The organism is Rhodococcus sp. P3_B8 (genome assembly GCF_056402775.1).
This window is the reverse complement of the sequence record NZ_JBFUGT010000139.1, coordinates 1-16,433: the sequence shown is the minus strand read 5'-3', so window position 1 is coordinate 16,433 and position 16,433 is coordinate 1. Positions and strand designations below refer to the sequence as shown.

Annotated in this window: 14 protein-coding genes and 1 tRNA gene; 4 read left to right on the top strand and 11 right to left on the bottom strand. The window is 67.1% G+C overall.

Annotated elements, in window-relative coordinates; translation table 11 throughout:
* The 7 genes from AC1D1G_RS28830 to AC1D1G_RS28800 form a co-directional block, all read right to left on the bottom strand.
* The coding region (locus AC1D1G_RS28830) for a DUF8010 domain-containing protein (RefSeq protein WP_477954725.1) at nt 1–659 on the bottom strand (659 nt) is incomplete at its 3' end.
* Nucleotides 652–1,077 (bottom strand): acyl-CoA thioesterase, encoded by a 426-nt coding sequence (locus AC1D1G_RS28825; protein WP_283333570.1) that lies wholly within the window; start codon nt 1,075–1,077, stop codon nt 652–654. The genes AC1D1G_RS28830 and AC1D1G_RS28825, both read right to left, overlap by 8 nt.
* Complete coding sequence (locus tag AC1D1G_RS28820) at nt 1,074–5,975, bottom strand: NAD-glutamate dehydrogenase (protein ID WP_317567562.1); 4,902 nt, start codon at nt 5,973–5,975, stop codon at nt 1,074–1,076. Before AC1D1G_RS28820 ends, AC1D1G_RS28825 begins: the two co-directional genes overlap by 4 nt.
* 108 nt (nt 5,976–6,083) lie before the next feature.
* Nucleotides 6,084–6,509: an acyl-CoA thioesterase gene (locus tag AC1D1G_RS28815; RefSeq protein ID WP_477954722.1), complete on the bottom strand. Its 426-nt coding sequence runs from the start codon at nt 6,507–6,509 to the stop codon at nt 6,084–6,086.
* Nucleotides 6,510–6,512: 3 nt separating this feature from the next.
* Complete coding sequence (gene ettA, locus AC1D1G_RS28810; protein WP_005248242.1) at nt 6,513–8,192, bottom strand: energy-dependent translational throttle protein EttA; 1,680 nt, start codon at nt 8,190–8,192, stop codon at nt 6,513–6,515.
* Nucleotides 8,193–8,325: 133 nt separating this feature from the next.
* Entirely contained in the window at nt 8,326–8,754 is a 429-nt protein-coding gene (locus tag AC1D1G_RS28805; protein ID WP_477954720.1) for a single-stranded DNA-binding protein, read from the bottom strand.
* A 169-nt stretch (nt 8,755–8,923) separates the two neighbouring features.
* A complete protein-coding gene (locus AC1D1G_RS28800) occupies nt 8,924–10,954 on the bottom strand; it encodes a bifunctional copper resistance protein CopD/cytochrome c oxidase assembly protein (protein WP_280782330.1) in 2,031 nt (676 codons plus the stop codon).
* Nucleotides 10,955–11,060: 106 nt separating this feature from the next.
* On the opposite strand from AC1D1G_RS28800, the gene AC1D1G_RS28795 reads away from it, so the two are divergent.
* Nucleotides 11,061–11,438 carry a DUF4345 family protein gene (locus AC1D1G_RS28795; RefSeq protein WP_283333567.1) on the top strand — a complete coding sequence of 126 codons (378 nt, stop codon included), beginning with the start codon at nt 11,061–11,063 and terminating at the stop codon, nt 11,436–11,438.
* A gap of 57 nt (nt 11,439–11,495) precedes the next feature.
* Nucleotides 11,496–11,568, top strand: a tRNA-Arg gene (locus AC1D1G_RS28790).
* Between the two features lie 70 nt (nt 11,569–11,638).
* Here AC1D1G_RS28790 and AC1D1G_RS28785 read toward each other — a convergent pair.
* The 3 genes from AC1D1G_RS28785 to AC1D1G_RS28775 all read right to left on the bottom strand — a co-directional run bounded on the left by AC1D1G_RS28785 (nt 11,639) and on the right by AC1D1G_RS28775 (nt 14,036).
* Complete coding sequence (locus AC1D1G_RS28785) at nt 11,639–12,463, bottom strand: alpha/beta fold hydrolase (RefSeq protein ID WP_283333566.1); 825 nt, start codon at nt 12,461–12,463, stop codon at nt 11,639–11,641.
* 296 nt (nt 12,464–12,759) lie between these two features.
* A complete protein-coding gene (locus tag AC1D1G_RS28780) occupies nt 12,760–13,320 on the bottom strand; it encodes a PaaI family thioesterase (RefSeq protein ID WP_477954716.1) in 561 nt (186 codons plus the stop codon).
* Nucleotides 13,320–14,036: an SDR family oxidoreductase gene (locus AC1D1G_RS28775; RefSeq protein WP_317567558.1), complete on the bottom strand. Its 717-nt coding sequence runs from the start codon at nt 14,034–14,036 to the stop codon at nt 13,320–13,322. Before AC1D1G_RS28775 ends, AC1D1G_RS28780 begins: the two co-directional genes overlap by 1 nt.
* Before the next feature lie 87 nt (nt 14,037–14,123).
* On the opposite strand from AC1D1G_RS28775, the gene AC1D1G_RS28770 reads away from it, so the two are divergent.
* Together AC1D1G_RS28770 and gdhA are read left to right on the top strand one after the other, a co-directional pair.
* Nucleotides 14,124–14,627: a winged helix-turn-helix transcriptional regulator gene (locus AC1D1G_RS28770; protein ID WP_477954714.1), complete on the top strand. Its 504-nt coding sequence runs from the start codon at nt 14,124–14,126 to the stop codon at nt 14,625–14,627.
* Nucleotides 14,628–14,727: 100 nt separating this feature from the next.
* Nucleotides 14,728–16,071 (top strand): NADP-specific glutamate dehydrogenase, encoded by a 1,344-nt coding sequence (gdhA, locus tag AC1D1G_RS28765; RefSeq protein WP_280782324.1) that lies wholly within the window; start codon nt 14,728–14,730, stop codon nt 16,069–16,071.
* Nucleotides 16,072–16,128: 57 nt separating this feature from the next.
* On the opposite strand, the gene AC1D1G_RS28760 is transcribed toward gdhA, so the two are convergent.
* Nucleotides 16,129–16,433, bottom strand: a 305-nt coding sequence (locus tag AC1D1G_RS28760) for a hypothetical protein (protein ID WP_477954711.1), incomplete at its 5' end; no start/stop codon positions are given.

The following is a 16,433-nucleotide window of genomic DNA, read 5'->3' as shown; positions in this document are numbered from 1 at the left end:
CCACCGCGGTGCCGGTAGATCGACCCGAACCGGGCGTCCACCCGCAGCCACGACGCGGTGGCACGCACCCGGACCAGTTCGGAGGCGTCGATGCGCTCGAGGTCGATGTCGGCGGTCAGCCGATCCGAGCCCGCGTGCGGAACGAACCCCATCGCGGTGAGAGCAAACACCACCCGCATCGGGATGCCGACCGTGTGCTCCGAGCCCGCCACCTGCAGGACTTCCTGGTCGAGGAGCGATGCGGGCGGGCCGTGGCCGCTGCCGTGCTCCTGCGCCAGGGCCGCACCGCGCTGCGCGAGGTCGACGAGGACACGCGCCGGGACGTCGTCGACGTGAACGAAGCCCTCCGTCGGAGGCAGCGCGCCCCGCCACGCCGAATCCATCGAGAACCCCGGATCGATGTCGGCTGCGGTCGCGGCTTCGAGAGCGGCGAGCAGTTGGTCGCCGGCAGCCGACGTGTCGTCGGGGGTGATGGTCCCCGCGACCGTGCGCACCGCCAGCGCGTCGAAACCGGTCGCCGCCCAGATCGTCAGCCGGCCGGGTCCGCGTTGACGCAGACGCACCACCGTCGACTCGTCCAACCGGACCACCCGGGTGAGGAACGTGGCGAGATCACCGCGCTCCGTGGCGTCCGGGATCGACAGGACGCGCTCATACACGCTGCCAGCTCTCCAGGTACGCCCGCTCGACGTCGGTGATTCTGCGCAGGCGCTGGGTGTCGATGTCGAACGCCGCGATCTGCGTCGACGCGATGATGGACGGCGCGACCGAAACGTCGACGCCCTTCGGGCGTACCTCGTAGTTGATCGTGAAATCGACGGCGCGCACCTTTTCCACCCACATCAGGACGTCGAGCGGTGAATCGCTGTGCCGGAGTTGCCCGCGGTAGCGCACATGGAGGTCCGCGATGACCGCGCCGTCACGCAACGTGACGGTCGGACGGTCGTCCTCGAACAGCCAGGGAATCCGCGCCTCCTCCAGCAACGTCACCATCCGTGCGTGGTTGATGTGCTGGAAGACGTCCATGTCCGACCATCGAACTTCGACCTCCGCGTGAAAACCCTCTCTCAACGTCATACCTCCGATCGGGTGCCCATACCTCGCACCATGCTGCGTACCTGACGCGCCGCCACCGAGAGCGTCGCGAGGTCAAGGGTCCCAGACTCGAATATTTCGGTGAGAGCGGACCTCGCCCTGGCCAGCCGGGACGCGTTCGTCGACTCCCAGTCGTCGATCTTCTCCTGCGGCGTCTCGTGAGGTTCACCACCCAGGAGCACTTCCATCGTGAGCTGACGCAGCGAACTGTAGAGGTCGTCGCGCAACGCGAGGCGGGCCAGCGAATGCCAGCGGTCACCCCGCGCGAGAGTGGACACGGCGCTCAGCAGCCAGTCGATGCCGAGGTGCGCGTCAAGCTCGTAGTACAGCTCGGCGACCTCGTCGATGTCGCGTTCGGCGATGTCGGCGATGTCGCTGATGTCGAGCAGACAGAACTTGTCCAGAAGCCGGAACACCTCGAACGCGAGGTCCTCGGGCGCGCCGCGGACGACGAGCGGCCGCGCCCGCGTCTCCACGTCGGCGAGCTGATGCCCCCGCACGAGCTGCGGCACCCTCGGCGAGAGTGCACGGAAGTCGGCCGAGTACCGGGCGATCTCGGCGCCCACGGCGAGGGGCTGAGGCCGATTGGTCAGGAACCAGCGGGACGCGCGGTCGAGAACCCGGCCGGACTCGAGAATCAGGTCGTCCTCGATGTCCGCCGCGATGTCCGCCGACCGGATCCTCGACCACAGCTCGGGCAGGGCAAAGATCTCGGTGACCGCCGCGTAGGCGCGGATGGCGTCGGTGCTGCTCGCACCCGCCTCGTCCGCCAACCGGTACGCGAACGTGATGCCGCCGTTGTCGATGGTCTCGTTCGCGAGCATCGTCGCCACGATCTGCCTGCGCAGAGGATGCGCCTTGATCGCCGTGCGGAACCGCTTGCGCAACACCGTCGGGAAGTACCGCGGCAGCCGCGGCGCGAACGTCTCGCTGTCGGGCAGGTCCGTCGCGAGGAGGTCGTCCTTGAGCGTGAGCTTCACGTGYGCGGTGAGGGTCGCGAGTTCCGGAGACGTCAGTCCCTGTCCGGCCTGCCTGCGTCGGGCGATCTCCTCGTCGGTGGGCAGGGCCTCGAGCTTCCGGTCGAGTCCGCGACGCGACGCCAGGTGCTCGATCTGCCGGCGATGCACGCTCAGCATCGGTGCCGCGCTGGTCCGGGAGACACCGAGGAGATTGTTCTGCGCGATGTTGTTCGCGAGCACGAGTTGGGCGACCTCGTCGGTCATCGACGCCAGCAGCGGATTGCGTTCCTCCCGCGGCAGCCCGCCGCTGCTCACCAGCGAGTCCAGCAGGATCTTGATGTTCACCTCGTGATCGGAGCAGTCGACGCCCGCGGAGTTGTCGATGGCGTCGGTGTTGATCCGGCCGCCGTTCTGGCTGTACTCGATCCGGCCGAGCGCCGTCACCCCGAGGTTGCCGCCCTCGCCGACCACCTTCGCCCGCACCTCGTTGCCGTCGACGCGCACGGAGTCGTTGCTCTTGTCGCCCACCATCGCATTGGTCTCGGTGGACGCCTTGACGTACGTGCCGATGCCGCCGTTCCACAGCAGATCCACCGGGGCACGCAGGATCGCCCGGACCAGTTCCGGCGGGGAGAGTTCGGTAACGGCGTCGTCGAGTCCGAGCGCGGCACGCGCGGCGGCACTGATCGGGACCGATTTGCGGGTCCGGTCCCACACTCCCCCGCCCTCGCTGATGATGCTGGTGTCGTAGTCGGCCCACGACGACCGGGGCAGCGCGAACATCCGGGACCGCTCCGCGAAGGACCTGGCGGGGTCCGGATCGGGGTCGAGGAAGATGTGCCGGTGGTCGAACGCCGCCACCAGCCGGATGTGCCGGCTCAGGAGCATGCCGTTTCCGAACACGTCGCCGCTCATGTCGCCGACACCGACCGCGGCGAAGTCCTGGGTCTGGGTGTCGACCCCCATTTCCCGGAAGTGCCGTTTCACGCTCTCCCAGGCACCGCGCGCGGTGATGCCCATCCCCTTGTGGTCGTACCCGGCCGACCCGCCCGACGCGAACGCGTCGCCGAGCCAGAATTTGTACTGCTCCGCAACAGAATTGGCGAGGTCGGAGAATTTCGCGGTGCCCTTGTCCGCGGCCACGACGAGATACCGGTCGTCGCCGTCGCGCCGCACCACCCGGGCCGGGGGCACGATCTCCCCCGACACCTGATCGACGTTGTCGGTGAGGTCCAGGAGCCCGCAGATGAAGGTGCGGTAGCAGTCCTGGCCCGCCTCGAGAGCGGCGGCGCGGTCGGTCGCCGCGTCCCCCGAGGGTGTCGGCGGATTCTTGACGACGAAGCCGCCCTTTGCACCGACCGGGACGATCACCGCGTTCTTCACGGCCTGGGCCTTCGCCAACCCCAGGATCTCGGTGCGGAAATCCTCACGCCGGTCCGACCAGCGCAGCCCGCCGCGGGCGACGGACCCGAACCGCAGGTGCACACCCTCGACGTCGGGTGAGTACACGAAGATCTCGTACTTCGGGCGGGGCTTCGGCAGTTCCTGGATCGACGTCGGATCGAGCTTGATCGACAGGTACGTGGGCGGCTCCCCGGTCTCGCCGACGACGAAATAGTTGGTGCGCAGCGTCGACTTGATCAGCCCGAACAAACCGCGCAGGATGCGGTCCGCGTCGAGGCTGACCACGGCGTCGATGTACTCCCGCAGACGGGTGTCGAGTTCGGACACCAGATCGGGTGAGGGCGTCTCCGGATCGAACATCGCCTCGAACAACTCGACGAGTGTGTACGCCGAACGGGGATTCGCCAGCGCAACCCCCTCGATGTGGAACTGACTGTACGGAAAACCCGCCTGACGCAGGTACTTTGCATACGTCCGCAGGATCACGGCCTGCCGCCACGACACTCCCGCCCGCAGGATCAGCTCGTTGAACCGGTCGGCCTCCGCCCGCCCGAACCAGACCGCGGTGAAGGCATCCGTGAACCGTTCCTGAAGCTTCGGTGCGGCAGCGGACGCCTCCTCGGCCGCGAGTTCGGCATCCAGGTCGTCCTCCACCGAGGAGCGGAGCAACTCCGCGGGCACCGACAACCCGAAATCGTAGATCCAGCACGTCAACCCGTCCGGCCGCGGAATCAGATAGGGCCGTTCGTCGAGCACCTCCACACCCAGGCTCTGTAGCACCGGAAGCACCTGGCTCAGCGAAATACCGTCCCCGCCCACGTACAGGGTGAATCGCCAGTGCCCGACCTCCGCCCCGGGATCGCGGTAGAGCAGCAGATCGATGGAACCGTCTTCGAGCGCCTCCAGCCTCGCGAGATCCGACAACGCGCGTGTGGCGTCGAAATCCTCCTTGTACCCCTCGGGCAGGACGGCGGCATAACGCTGCGCCAGAACGGGATCCACACCTGTGGTCACCGGGAGGAGGTCGCCGAGATGGTCGTCCCAGCTGCGGCTCGCCTCGGCCAGCATGGCCTGGACCCGTTCGCGGTCGGCGTCCGAGAGGTCGAGCCGCGACCCCATCTGTTCGGCGCTCTTGCGGATCGTCACGTGCAGCAACGCCAGGTCGGACTCGGTGACGCGCGCGGTGTATTCCAAAGTGCCGCCGCCGAATTCCCGCAGCAGGATGTCCTGCATCGCGAGCCGGACCCGGGTGGTGTACCGGTCGCGGGGCAGATAGATCAGGCAGGAGACGAATCGCCCGAGGAAATCCTCGCGCACGAACAGACGCACCTGACGCCGGAGCCCGATGCTGTGCACGGCGGTCACCGTGTCGAACAGTGTGTCGGCGTCGCTCGAGAACAGCTCGGTACGCGGGAACGACTGGATGACCTCCAGCATCGCCTGCCCCGAATACGAGTTCAACTGGAACCCCGCACGGTCGATCACCTTGCGCACCCGGCGAGCGATCACGGGAATGTCGAGGACGTTCTCGTGCAGCGCCGTGACCGTGAAGACCCCGAGGAACCGGTGCTCACCGGTGATGTTGCCGTTCTCATCGAGAATGCTCACGCCGACGAAGAACGGGTAGACCGAGCGGTGCACGGTCGCGGGGAACGAGCCCTGCGTGAGCACGAGCAGGGGACGGTCGGGGATCTCGGCGGCCGGCGGCAGACTCAGCGGGCCTTCGGTGACCGTGTCGGAGCGCAGCAGTCCGAGACCGCTGCCCGGCACCACCTGCAGGCTGCGGGCGCCGGAACTGTCCGGCTCCCCCAGTTCGAAGCGGCGGTAGCCGAGGGCCGCATAGTTGCCCTGCGACATCCACCGCAGCAGATCGGCACAGTCCTCCAGGTCGTCCTTCGACACGCCGGGACACGGTGTGGACGTCTCGAGTTCGTCGGCGAGTGTCCGCTCGAGCTTGCGCATGATGTCGGTGTCCCGGACCACCTGGCGCACGTCGGCGAGGACGGTGCCCACTTCCTTCTCGAGTGTGTCGAGAACCGCGGAGTCGGCACGTGGATCGAGTTGGACGTGAATCCACGACTCGGCGAGGCTGCCCTCGTCGGCATCCTTGGCCTTGTCTCCCATGAGGATTCCGCGCAGCGCACCGATCGGATCGCGCCGGACCGAGACGATGGGATGCACGAATTCGCTGATCCCGATGCCCAGGCGGTTCAGCAGCGCGGTGATCGATTCGACGAGCAGCGGCATGTCGTCCGTCACGATCTGCAAGGACGCACCGAGTTCGCGCCCGTCACCCGGGCGGTAGACCCGGGTGACCGCGCGCTCCGGCGGACGATGCAGGGCAAGTGTCAGATGTGCGCCGAGCACGGCCCCGGAGGCGCCGTTGACGGCGCTCTCGCTGTCACCGCGATCGACGTGACGGAAATACACGGCTGCGAGAGTCGGCACCTGAGACCGGAGACCTTCGGGCAGATTCCGCGCCCACTCCGCATCTTTCAGTGCTGCCGATTCCGTCATCGGGGCTCACTTCCTCTTCGTTCCGATCGCCGCGGGCAACTCTCTCGAGACTAGCCCGCGGCGATGGGAACAGAGGGTGAACTTCGGGCACCGCGCGCGCCGGATCCGTCAGCCGGTGGTCACCGGCGCGAGGTACCGCTCGAGCGCGTCCCGTTCCGCCTCGGAGAGCGGACGCGAGCGTTCGGCCTTCGCGTCGAACGCCACCATCAGGGCGTCGCCCGTCGCGCAGCGAACCCCGTCGCGGTTCGTGAGGACGTGCCGGATCGTGTACGACGAAGTGCCGACATGGAGCACCGACACGTCGATCGTCAGCGGACCGGAGGCATCGGTGACGGGACGCAGGAATTCCACGTCCATCTTGCGCACCACCGTGGCGCCCGCCCGGGCACCCACCGACTCCAGCTCCGACGACAGGAAATGCACACGTGCTTCCTGCATGTACTCGACGAAGCGGGTGTTGTTGACGTGACCCAGCCGGTCGGAGTCACCCCACCGGACCTGGATCTCGTACGTGAAGACCTTCGACTCCACCAAGGGTCAGTCCCTCGTGAGCTTGCGGTGCGTCACGCGGTGCGGACGCGCCGCGTCCGGTCCGAGCCGCTCGACCTTGTTGGCCTCGTAACCCTCGAAGTTGCCCTCGTACCAGTACCAGGCGGCTTCGTTGTCGCCGAAGCCGCCCTCCCACGCGAGGATGTGCGTGCAGGTGCGGTCGAGGAACCAGCGGTCGTGGGAGATCACGACGGCGCAGCCGGGGAACTGCTCGAGGGCGTTCTCCAGCGAACCGAGGGTCTCGACGTCGAGGTCATTGGTCGGTTCGTCGAGCAGGATCAGGTTTCCGCCCTGCTTGAGCGTCATCGCGAGGTTCAGGCGGTTGCGCTCACCACCGGAGAGAACGCCCGCCGGCTTCTGCTGATCGTGGCCCTTGAACCCGAACGAGCTGATGTACGCGCGCGACGGCATCTCCGTCTGGCCGACCACGATGTGATCGAGACCGTCGGACACGACCTCCCACACCGTCTTGTCGGGGTTGATGCCCGTACGGTTCTGGTCGACGTAGCTGAGCTTGACGGTCTGACCGATCTTCACCTCACCGGCGTCCGGCTCCTCGAGCCCGACGATGGTCTTGAACAGTGTCGTCTTACCGACACCGTTGGGGCCGATCACGCCGACGATGCCGTTACGCGGCAGGGTGAACGACAGGTCCTTGATCAGAACCCGGCCGTCGAAGCCCTTGTCGAGGCTCGAAACCTCGACCACGACGTCGCCGAGACGCGGCGGCGCCGGGATCTGGATCTCGTCGAAGTCCAGCTTGCGGGTCTTCTCGGCTTCGTTGGCCATCTCCTCGTAGCGGTCGAGGCGGGCCTTGTTCTTGGCCTGACGGGCCTTCGCTCCCGAGCGGACCCAGGCCAGCTCCTCCTTGAGGCGCTTCTGCAGCTTCTGGTCCTTCTTGCCCGCGACCTCGAGCCTGGCGGCCTTCTGCTCCAGGTAGGTGGAGTAGTTGCCCTCGTAGGGGTACAGGCGGCCGCGGTCGACCTCACAGATCCACTGGGCGACGTGGTCGAGGAAGTACCGGTCGTGGGTGACGGCCAGGATCGCGCCCGGGTAGGCGGCCAGGTGCTGCTCCAGCCACAGGACGCTCTCCGCGTCGAGGTGGTTGGTCGGCTCGTCGAGCAGCAGCAGATCGGGCTTGCTGAGCAGGAGCTTGCAGAGGGCGACGCGGCGCTTCTCACCACCGGAGAGGTGAGTGACCATCTCCTCCGGCGGCGGACAGCGTAGAGCGTCCATCGCCTGCTCGAGCTGGGAATCGATCTCCCACGCGTCGGCATGGTCGAGCTTCTCCTGGAGCTCGCCCATCTCCTCCATCAGCTCGTCGGAGTAGTCGGTGGCCATCAGCTCGGCGATCTCGTTGTACCGCTTGAGCTGGACCATGGTTTCACCGAGGCCCTCTTCGACGTTCTCGCGAACGGTCTTGGTCTCGTCCAAGTGCGGTTCCTGCATGAGGATCCCGACGGTGGCACCCGGAGCGATGAACGCTTCACCGTTGCCCGGCTGATCCAGCCCCGCCATGATCTTGAGGATGCTGGACTTACCCGCGCCGTTCGGGCCGACCACACCGATCTTGGCGCCGGGGTAGAAGCTCATCGTGACGTCATCGAGGATGACCTTGTCACCGTGCGCCTTGCGCACCTTCTTCATCGTGTAAATGAACTCAGCCATGGGGCCAGCCTAATGGTGAAGTGCGATGAACCCACATCGCGGAGGGTCGGGGACGTGATCGGGGGCTTCGCAGCAAGAAGCCGCGGGCACCGGCGCCGCGGGCACGGGGTCGGCGCCGATACCCGCTGGTGCGCTACGCGACGAGGGACCGAGTGGCGACCTGTTCCGTCGCCGGGGTCGCCGCACCCCCGTCCGCGGTTCTGGGCGCGCGCTCGAGGACGACCGTGCAGCGGGCGAGATCCGGTCCGATCGCGGTCGCGCTCAGCTCCAGGTCGGAGCGGGCGATGCCGTCCCGCGTCGTGTACTCCGTGGTGCGCAACTCGCCGCTCACGATGACCGGATCCCCCTTCGCGATCGACTGGACGACGCCGGCCATCAGTCGCCGCCTGCAGGTCACCGTGAGGTAGAGCGTGCTCCCGTCGCGCCACTCACCCGTCGCGTGATCGCGGCGCCGGACCGTGCTCGCCATCCGGAAATTGAGGAACTCGTCACCGGCCGCGTTCGACCGGGTGACCGGGCTGGTGATGACCGTTCCGACCACGGTGCCGTGTGTTTCGTACATTTCGCTCTACCCCCTGTGAGTGCGGCAAGGTGCCGTCACTCACAGCGTGCCGTCCGGATGGGAGATTGCCGGACGGCATCCGAAATCTGTGGAGAAATAGAGCGCTTGTGGAGAGAACGGCCGGCACGGCCGCCGAGCCCCCGAACGTGTCGGCACCCCGTGCTAGCGGTCAGTGCCCGGCTTCTCGGTCCCGTCGCGCCAGTTCCGCGAACATCGCATTGTGCGCTGCCAGGTCGGCGTCGTCGTCGCGGTCGGCAGCCCGGTCGACCCGCCGTGCGGTGCGGCCGTCGCTGCGGGACCACTGGATGAGCAGCGCCATCATCACCAGCACCAGCGGGATCTCGCCGGTCGCCCACGCGATGCTGCCACCCAGTTGCTGGTCACCCACCAGGTCGGCGTTCCAGCCCAGTCCGAGCGACCGGTAGTACCACTCGCCCATCACCGCACCCATGCTCATCAGCGCCACACCGAAGAACGCGTGGAACGGCAGCGAGCCGAACACCATCGCGAGCTTCGTCACCGGCTGCAGTTTGCGCGGCGACGGGTCGACGCCGATGGCGACCCAGTAGAAGAGGTAGCCGCTCAGCAGGAAGTGCAGGTTCATCAGGACGTGCGCGGAGTGCGAGTCGACGGCGGCCTCGAAGATCCCGCCGAGGTACAGGGCGTAGAACCCGCCCACGAACAGCACCGCCGCGACGACGGGATGGGTGATGAACCGGGAGAACGGGCTGTGCAGCGCTGTCAGGATCCACTCGCGCAGGCCCGGCACACCGTTCTTGCCCGCCGGATCGAGGGCACGCAGGGCGAGGGTGATCGGCGCACCCAGCACCAGCAGGACCGGGGTCAGCATCGACAACGCCATGTGCGCGCCCATGTGCACGCTGAACACGGCCGGTGAATAACGTCCGACACCCGACGACGTCGCCACGAGGAGCACCACGCATCCGCACATCCACGCGACGGTCCGGCCGACGGGCCAGCTGTCGCCGCGACGCCGGAGTTTGCGCAATCCGAGCGCGTAGACGACGGCCAGCACGATCGCGGCGGTGCCGTAGAGGAGGTCGAATCGCCAGTCCAGCATCAGCCTGGCGAACGTCGGCGGCCCCGCCAGGTTGTAACCGAGTTCCACCTCCGTGAGGGTGGGCGCCGCGGTCGGAGGGGGCGGGGGCGTGCGGCCGAGCCCGACGGCGAGGCCGATCGTGGCGGCGAACACCATGACCTCCGCGCCGGCGAACCGGATCAGATTGCCGCGGCTGGCCGGATCCTTCTGCAACGCGGGCAGGGCCCGTCGACGCTGCGCCCAGCCGAAGACCCCCAGGATGACGAGCGCCACGATCTTCGCGACCACCAGGCGTCCGTATGTCGTGTCGACGAGGTCACCGATCTGGACGCGTACGAGCGCGTTCACCACACCACTGACCGCCATGACGACGAAGCAGACCGTCGCGACCGCGGAGAACCGGCGCGCCGCCACGTCGGTGTAGGCGCCGCGCCTGCGGGCATGGGCGAGGAGAGCGAACAGGCCACCCGCCCACAGCGAGGCCGCGACGAGGTGCAGGATCAGACTGTTCGTCGCCATGTCGTGCGAACCGCCCGACGACGAGTGCCCCGTCAACGCGAGCGGCATCAGCCCGAGGATGCCGACGACCAGAAGGATCGGCGTCCACCACCAGCGCAGCACGAGCCGGGATGCGATCGCGAGGACGATCGCGATGATCGCGGTCCAGCGCCAGGCGCCGGCGAGTTCGACCTGATCGATCGAATTGAAGATGTTGGCCGGTTCGACCGCCTCGGCGAAGGGTTGCCCGGAGGTGTCCGACAACGTCAGCGGGACCAGGACGAGGGCGGTCGCGGCCCACACGATCGCGGCGTACGACGCCGTCCGGACCGCACGGTAGCCGTCCACGTCCAGGACACCGGATTTCTGCGGCGGCACGAAGAACGCCGCGAGCAGCAGCGATCCGATGGCGATGACGGCAGCGATCTCCGACACAGCCCGCATCGCGGGCAGTCCGTAGGTGGTGATCGGGCCGGGATCCGGAATTCCCAGCAGCACGAGCGCCTGAGCAGCGGAAAGTCCGACGACGATTGCCGCTACCAGACCGGCGATGAGTCCGCCGACGACGAACAGGGCGGTCGAATCGGCGCGATTCGGGGGTTTCGATGCCGGGTCGGACGCCGCGAGCTGGGGTGTAGCCATACATCAAGGGTAGGACCTACGACAGGCCGTCGGAGACGCGAGGGTTCCGTCGCCGCTCCGGTTACCGTCGACAGGGACGTGTCCCGAGGGAGCGAGAGGCTGAGAGATGGCTGAGTTTCTGATCATCGCGGTGGCGCTGTTCTTCGCGGGCATGGGTGTGTACGGGCTCGCCGCGCCTGCCCGGCTGGTCGCCCCGTTCGCCCTGTCCGCGGATTCGGCGACGTCCCGCGCCGAGGTGCGCGCGGTCTACGGCGGCTTCGGTGTCGCGGTGGCGGCCCTGCTGTTCTTCGCGGCTTTCGACGCGTACGGCATCCGATCCGTCGCCTCGGTGACCGTGGCCGTCGCCCTGCTGGGGATGGCCTTCGGCCGGATAGTGTCGGCCGTCGCCGACCGGCCGACCCGCTTCTACCCCGTGTGGTTCTACTTCGTGGTCGAGCTCGTTCTGTCGGGACTTCTGCTCTCCGCGGCCGCCGTGGGCTCGTGACCCGGACACCCCAGCCCCGGTCGGAGCGCTCGGGACGGCAGGTAATATTTGCTGCGCGCCTCCGTAGCTCAGGGGATAGAGCAAGAGCCTTCTAATCTCTTGGTCGCAGGTTCGAATCCTGCCGGGGGCACTCATCCGACGGAGCACCGACACGCGAAAACCCCCGACCACCTGGACGAACAGGGATCGGGGGTTTCGTGTCAGTCCTTCAGGAACGCCAGCAGGTCGGCGTTGATCGTCTCCGCCTGCGTGGTGGGCATGCCGTGCGGGAAGTCCTTGTACGTCTTCAGCGTGCCGTTCGCGAGAAGCTTCGCGGACAGTGGTCCCGCGTCCGCGTAGGGGACGATCTGGTCGTCTTCGCTGTGCATCACCAGCACCGGCACCGTGATCTTCTTCAGGTCCTCGGTGAAATCGGTCTGCGAGAAGGCGACGATCCCGTCGTAGTGAGCTTTGGCCCCGCCCATCATCCCCTGGCGCCACCAGTTCTCGATGGTCGCCTCCGAGGATTCCACGCCCGGTCGGTTGAATCCGTAGAACGGGCCCGACGGCAGGTCGCGATAGAACTTCGAACGATTGGCGGCGAGCTGTGCCTGCAGGTCGTCGAACACATCCTTGGGAAGGCCGCCCGGGTTCGCCTCCGTCTTCACCATCAGCGGCGGTACCGCGCTGATCAGTGCGGCCTTCGACACCCGGCTCTCGCCGTGCCGCGCGAGATAGTGCACCACCTCGCCGCCGCCCGTCGAATGGCCGACGTGGATGGCGTCCTGCAGGTCGAGATGCGCGGTCAGCTCCGCGAGGTCGTCGGCGTAGTGGTCCATGTCGTGGCCGTCGCCGGTCTGTGTCGAGCGTCCGTGACCGCGCCGATCGTGGGCGATGACGCGATAGCCGTGCTGGAGGAAGAACAGCATCTGTGTGTCCCAGTCGTCGGCCGACAGCGGCCAGCCGTGGCTGAACACGATGGGTTGACCGGTTCCCCAGTCCTTGTAGAAGATCTCCGTGCCATCCTGGGTAGTGATCGTGCCCATGTGGTTGCCTTCCTTGACCGCTCTGGGGATGACGCCGATGTGGACGCAATTTCAGTACATCAAACTTCGGTACGTCGCAGGGCGGCTTCGACCGCAGCATCCTGTACGACCGTCCGATAGGTATTGCGCCGCTCGTCCGTACCCGGAGTTCCGTACTCGCGCGTAACAAACCGACCAATTAGTCTTGTTCGCGCATCGCCCCAACCCGACGGGGCAAGGGTGCACCGGGACCCGCCACCATCCTCCGCGAGTGGCGGGTTTCCCGCGTTCAGCTGCCGTTACTCGCGCATCCGGTGTCAGCTCTCCGGTGGAACCTCGAACACCAGCAGGGTGCTGGTGGCGGTGGCGACGAGGCGGCCCTGCGAGTCGGTGACCTCCCCTTCCGCGAACGCGATGCGGCGACCCGACTTCTTCACGACGCCGGTGGCCGTGAGGGCCCCCGAGTCCCGGGTCGCCCCGCGGATGTAGTTGACCTTGATCTCGACCGACGTGTAGCCCCACCCCGCGGGCAACGTGGTGTGCACGGCGCAGCCGGCAACCGAATCGAGCAGGGTGCACACGGCGCCACCGTGGATGGCGCCGATCGGGTTGTACTGCGACTCGTCGGGGTCCAGCGCGAAGACGACCCTTCCGGGTTCTGCCTCGAGGAACCGCAGGTTCATCAGGCTCGCGATCGGGGGCGCGGGAATGTCGCCGCCGAGGATCGCCCGCAGGTAGCCGAGGCCGTCGAGTTCTCGCGCTTTCCGCGCCGGACCCGCCGGGTCGCGCCATTCGACGGTCCTCGATCGCACCTCTCCCCACTCCGCGTCCGCCACGCCCTCGACGGTCGACACCGCGCTGTTTCCGGACTCGCTCACTATGCCGCCCCCTGCTGCGCCGGCTGCGGATAGAGGACGTCGAGGTCGCCCGACAGTGCCGCCTTGACGGTGCGGGAGGTGTCGTCCGCGAGGACTTCGTGGGCGCCGGACTCGATGCCGTCGAAGGCCAGTCGCGCGACCTCGGCCGCGGAGATCTTCGGCACGTCCAGTCCGCTCGTCATATCGGTGTCCATGTACCCGAGGTGCAGCCCGACCACCTGGATGTTCTGCGCCGCGAGTTCGGCACGCATCGCGTTGGTAGCACTCCACAGGGCGGCTTTCGAGACGCTGTACGAGCCGCCGACGGCCAGCCAGGACAGGACGGAGTGCACGTTGAGGATCGCGCCGCCCCCATTGGCGGCGATGATCGGTGCGAGCACGCGAGTGACGTTGAGCGGCCCGTAGAGGTTGGTTTCGAGTTCGCGSCGCATTCCGTCGAGATCACCCGTGAGCGGCGACTCGCCGATGAGGATGCCGGCGTTGTTGATCAGGACGCCGAGGTCCCCCACGTGCTCCGCGGCGGCGTAGACCGATTCGGGGTTCGTGACGTCCAGCTCGACGGGCACGACCCGCGGATGCTCCTCGATCGTCGACGTGTCACGCGCCGACGCATAGACCGTGCGCGCTCCTCGCGCGAGCGCCTCGGCGACGAAGGCACGCCCGAGTCCGCGGCCGGCTCCGGTGACCAGCACCGTTCGATCTTGAATCGTGGTCATGACGACCCCTTCGAATGAGTAAGTCTGCTTTTCCAACTAACTACGGTCACGACAGTAATCCCTATTAGTTGGAAAACACAACCCTCTATGATGGAGGGCATGACCAACGGCGACACCGAGCGAGCGACACCCGAGATCGTCATGGACCGCATGCCACTGGCGCCGAGACCCTGCGCGATCGCCGCCACCATGGAACTGATCGGCGACCGCTGGTCCATGCTGGTGATCCGCGAACTGAGCTACGGGGTGCACCGCTTCGACCGGATTGCCGGGTACATCGGCGTCTCGCGCGACATCCTCACCGCGCGACTGCGCAAGCTCGAGGAGGTCGGCGTCATCGAACGCAGGCAGTACTCCGAGCACCCTCCCCGCTTCGAGTACCACCTCACCGCGGCGGGCGAGGACCTGCGACCGCTGCTGCTCTCGTTGTTCCAATGGGGCAGCAAGTGGGCCGTCGACGAGGCCCCGTCGGTGCTCGTGCACGAATGCGGGCACTCACTGGAGCTGGAACACCGCTGCGCGCACTGCGGCGAGGCAGTCGAGAACACCTCTGTCGCAGTGCATTCCCGCACACCACTGCGGAAGCCCTAACCTTTCCGCCCGGCCCAATACAGGACACCCGACATCAGGTCTATAGTTTCCAAAGTAAACGTCAGGTAACGAATTCCTCACACGTCAGGCAGGTGGGTCTGTGTCAACGCGCGACCAGGTAGCAGAGATCTACGAGCAGGTCCGCCTGCGGAACGCCGGCGAACCCGAGTTCCACCAGGCAGCCGCCGAGGTCTTCGAGTCGCTGCAGGTCGTGCTCGACCACCACCCCCACTACGCGGACTCCGGATTGATCGAGCGGCTGTGCGAGCCCGAGCGGCAGATCATCTTCCGGGTGCCGTGGGTCGACGACTCCGGCAACGTGCACGTCAACCGCGGTTTCCGCGTGCAGTACAACAGTGTGCTCGGCCCCTACAAAGGTGGCCTGCGGTTTCACCCCAGCGTGAACCTGGGAATCGTGAAATTCCTCGGCTTCGAGCAGATCTTCAAGAACGCCCTCACCGGACTTCCGATCGGCGGCGGCAAGGGTGGTTCCGACTTCGACCCCAAGGGTCGCTCGGAGGCCGAGATCATGCGGTTCTGCCAGTCGTTCATGACCGAACTGCATCGCCACATCGGCGAGTACACCGACGTCCCGGCAGGTGACATCGGCGTCGGCGGCCGCGAGATCGGCTACCTGTTCGGCCAGTACAAGCGCCTCACCAACTCCTACGAGTCGGGGGTCCTCACCGGTAAGGGCCTCACCTGGGGCGGCTCGCAGGTGCGTCGCGAGGCGACCGGGTACGGCGTCGCCTACTTCGTCGCCGAGATGCTGAAAGCCGCGAACAGCTCACTGGGCGGCAAGACCGTCGTCGTCTCCGGTTCCGGAAACGTCGCGATCTATGCGATCGAGAAGGTGCACCAACTCGGCGGAATCGCGATTGCGAGCTCCGATTCTTCCGGATACGTCGTCGACGAGAAGGGCATCGACCTCGAGCTCCTGAAGGAGATCAAGGAGGTACGGCGCGGACGGATCAGTGAGTACGCGGACACCGTGCCGCATGCCCGGTTCGTGCCGAACGGATCCATCTGGGACGTGCCGTGCGACGTCGCGCTCCCCTGCGCCACCCAGAACGAACTCGACGAAGCGGCCGCGAAGACGCTGGTGGCGAACGGCGTGCAGGCGGTGGCCGAGGGCGCGAACATGCCCACGACCCCGCAGGGCGTCCAGGTGTTCCGCGATGCCGCGGTGGCGTTCGCCCCGGGCAAGGCGGCCAACGCGGGCGGCGTCGCCACGTCGGCACTCGAGATGCAGCAGAACGCATCCCGCGACTCGTGGGGCTTCGAATACACGGACGAGCGGTTGGCCGGAATCATGCGCGGCATCCACGAACGCACCGTGGCCACGGCCGCCGAGTACGGCATGCCGGGCGACTACGTGCACGGCGCGAACATCGCCGGTTTCGTGAAGGTGGCCGACGCCATGATCTCGCTCGGCGTCATCTAGCAGAACGAACAGTGGCGCGGCCGTCGCCGGCCGCGCCCCGTTCGAGGCGCGAACGTGTCAGCTCACCTGACACTGTGTCTGCCCCCATTCGACCCAGCACATCTGCTTGACGTCGGGCCGGGGGTTCTTGGTGGGCAGCGGCTGCGAACAGCCGGTCTCGCAGATCGGCTTGGCCGACGCCATGCCGGCGGCACCGGTCAGCGAAATGGCAAGGGCTGCAAAGCCGGCGAGCGCGATACGCGCTGTGGTGGAGATGGTGATGGGGGACATGGGTTCCTTTCGGCGGGCGGTTTCGTGCTGCAGCCAGCATTGACCGGAGCCCTGTCCGCAGAAAGGCCGCCGAGGGTGCAATGAACACACCC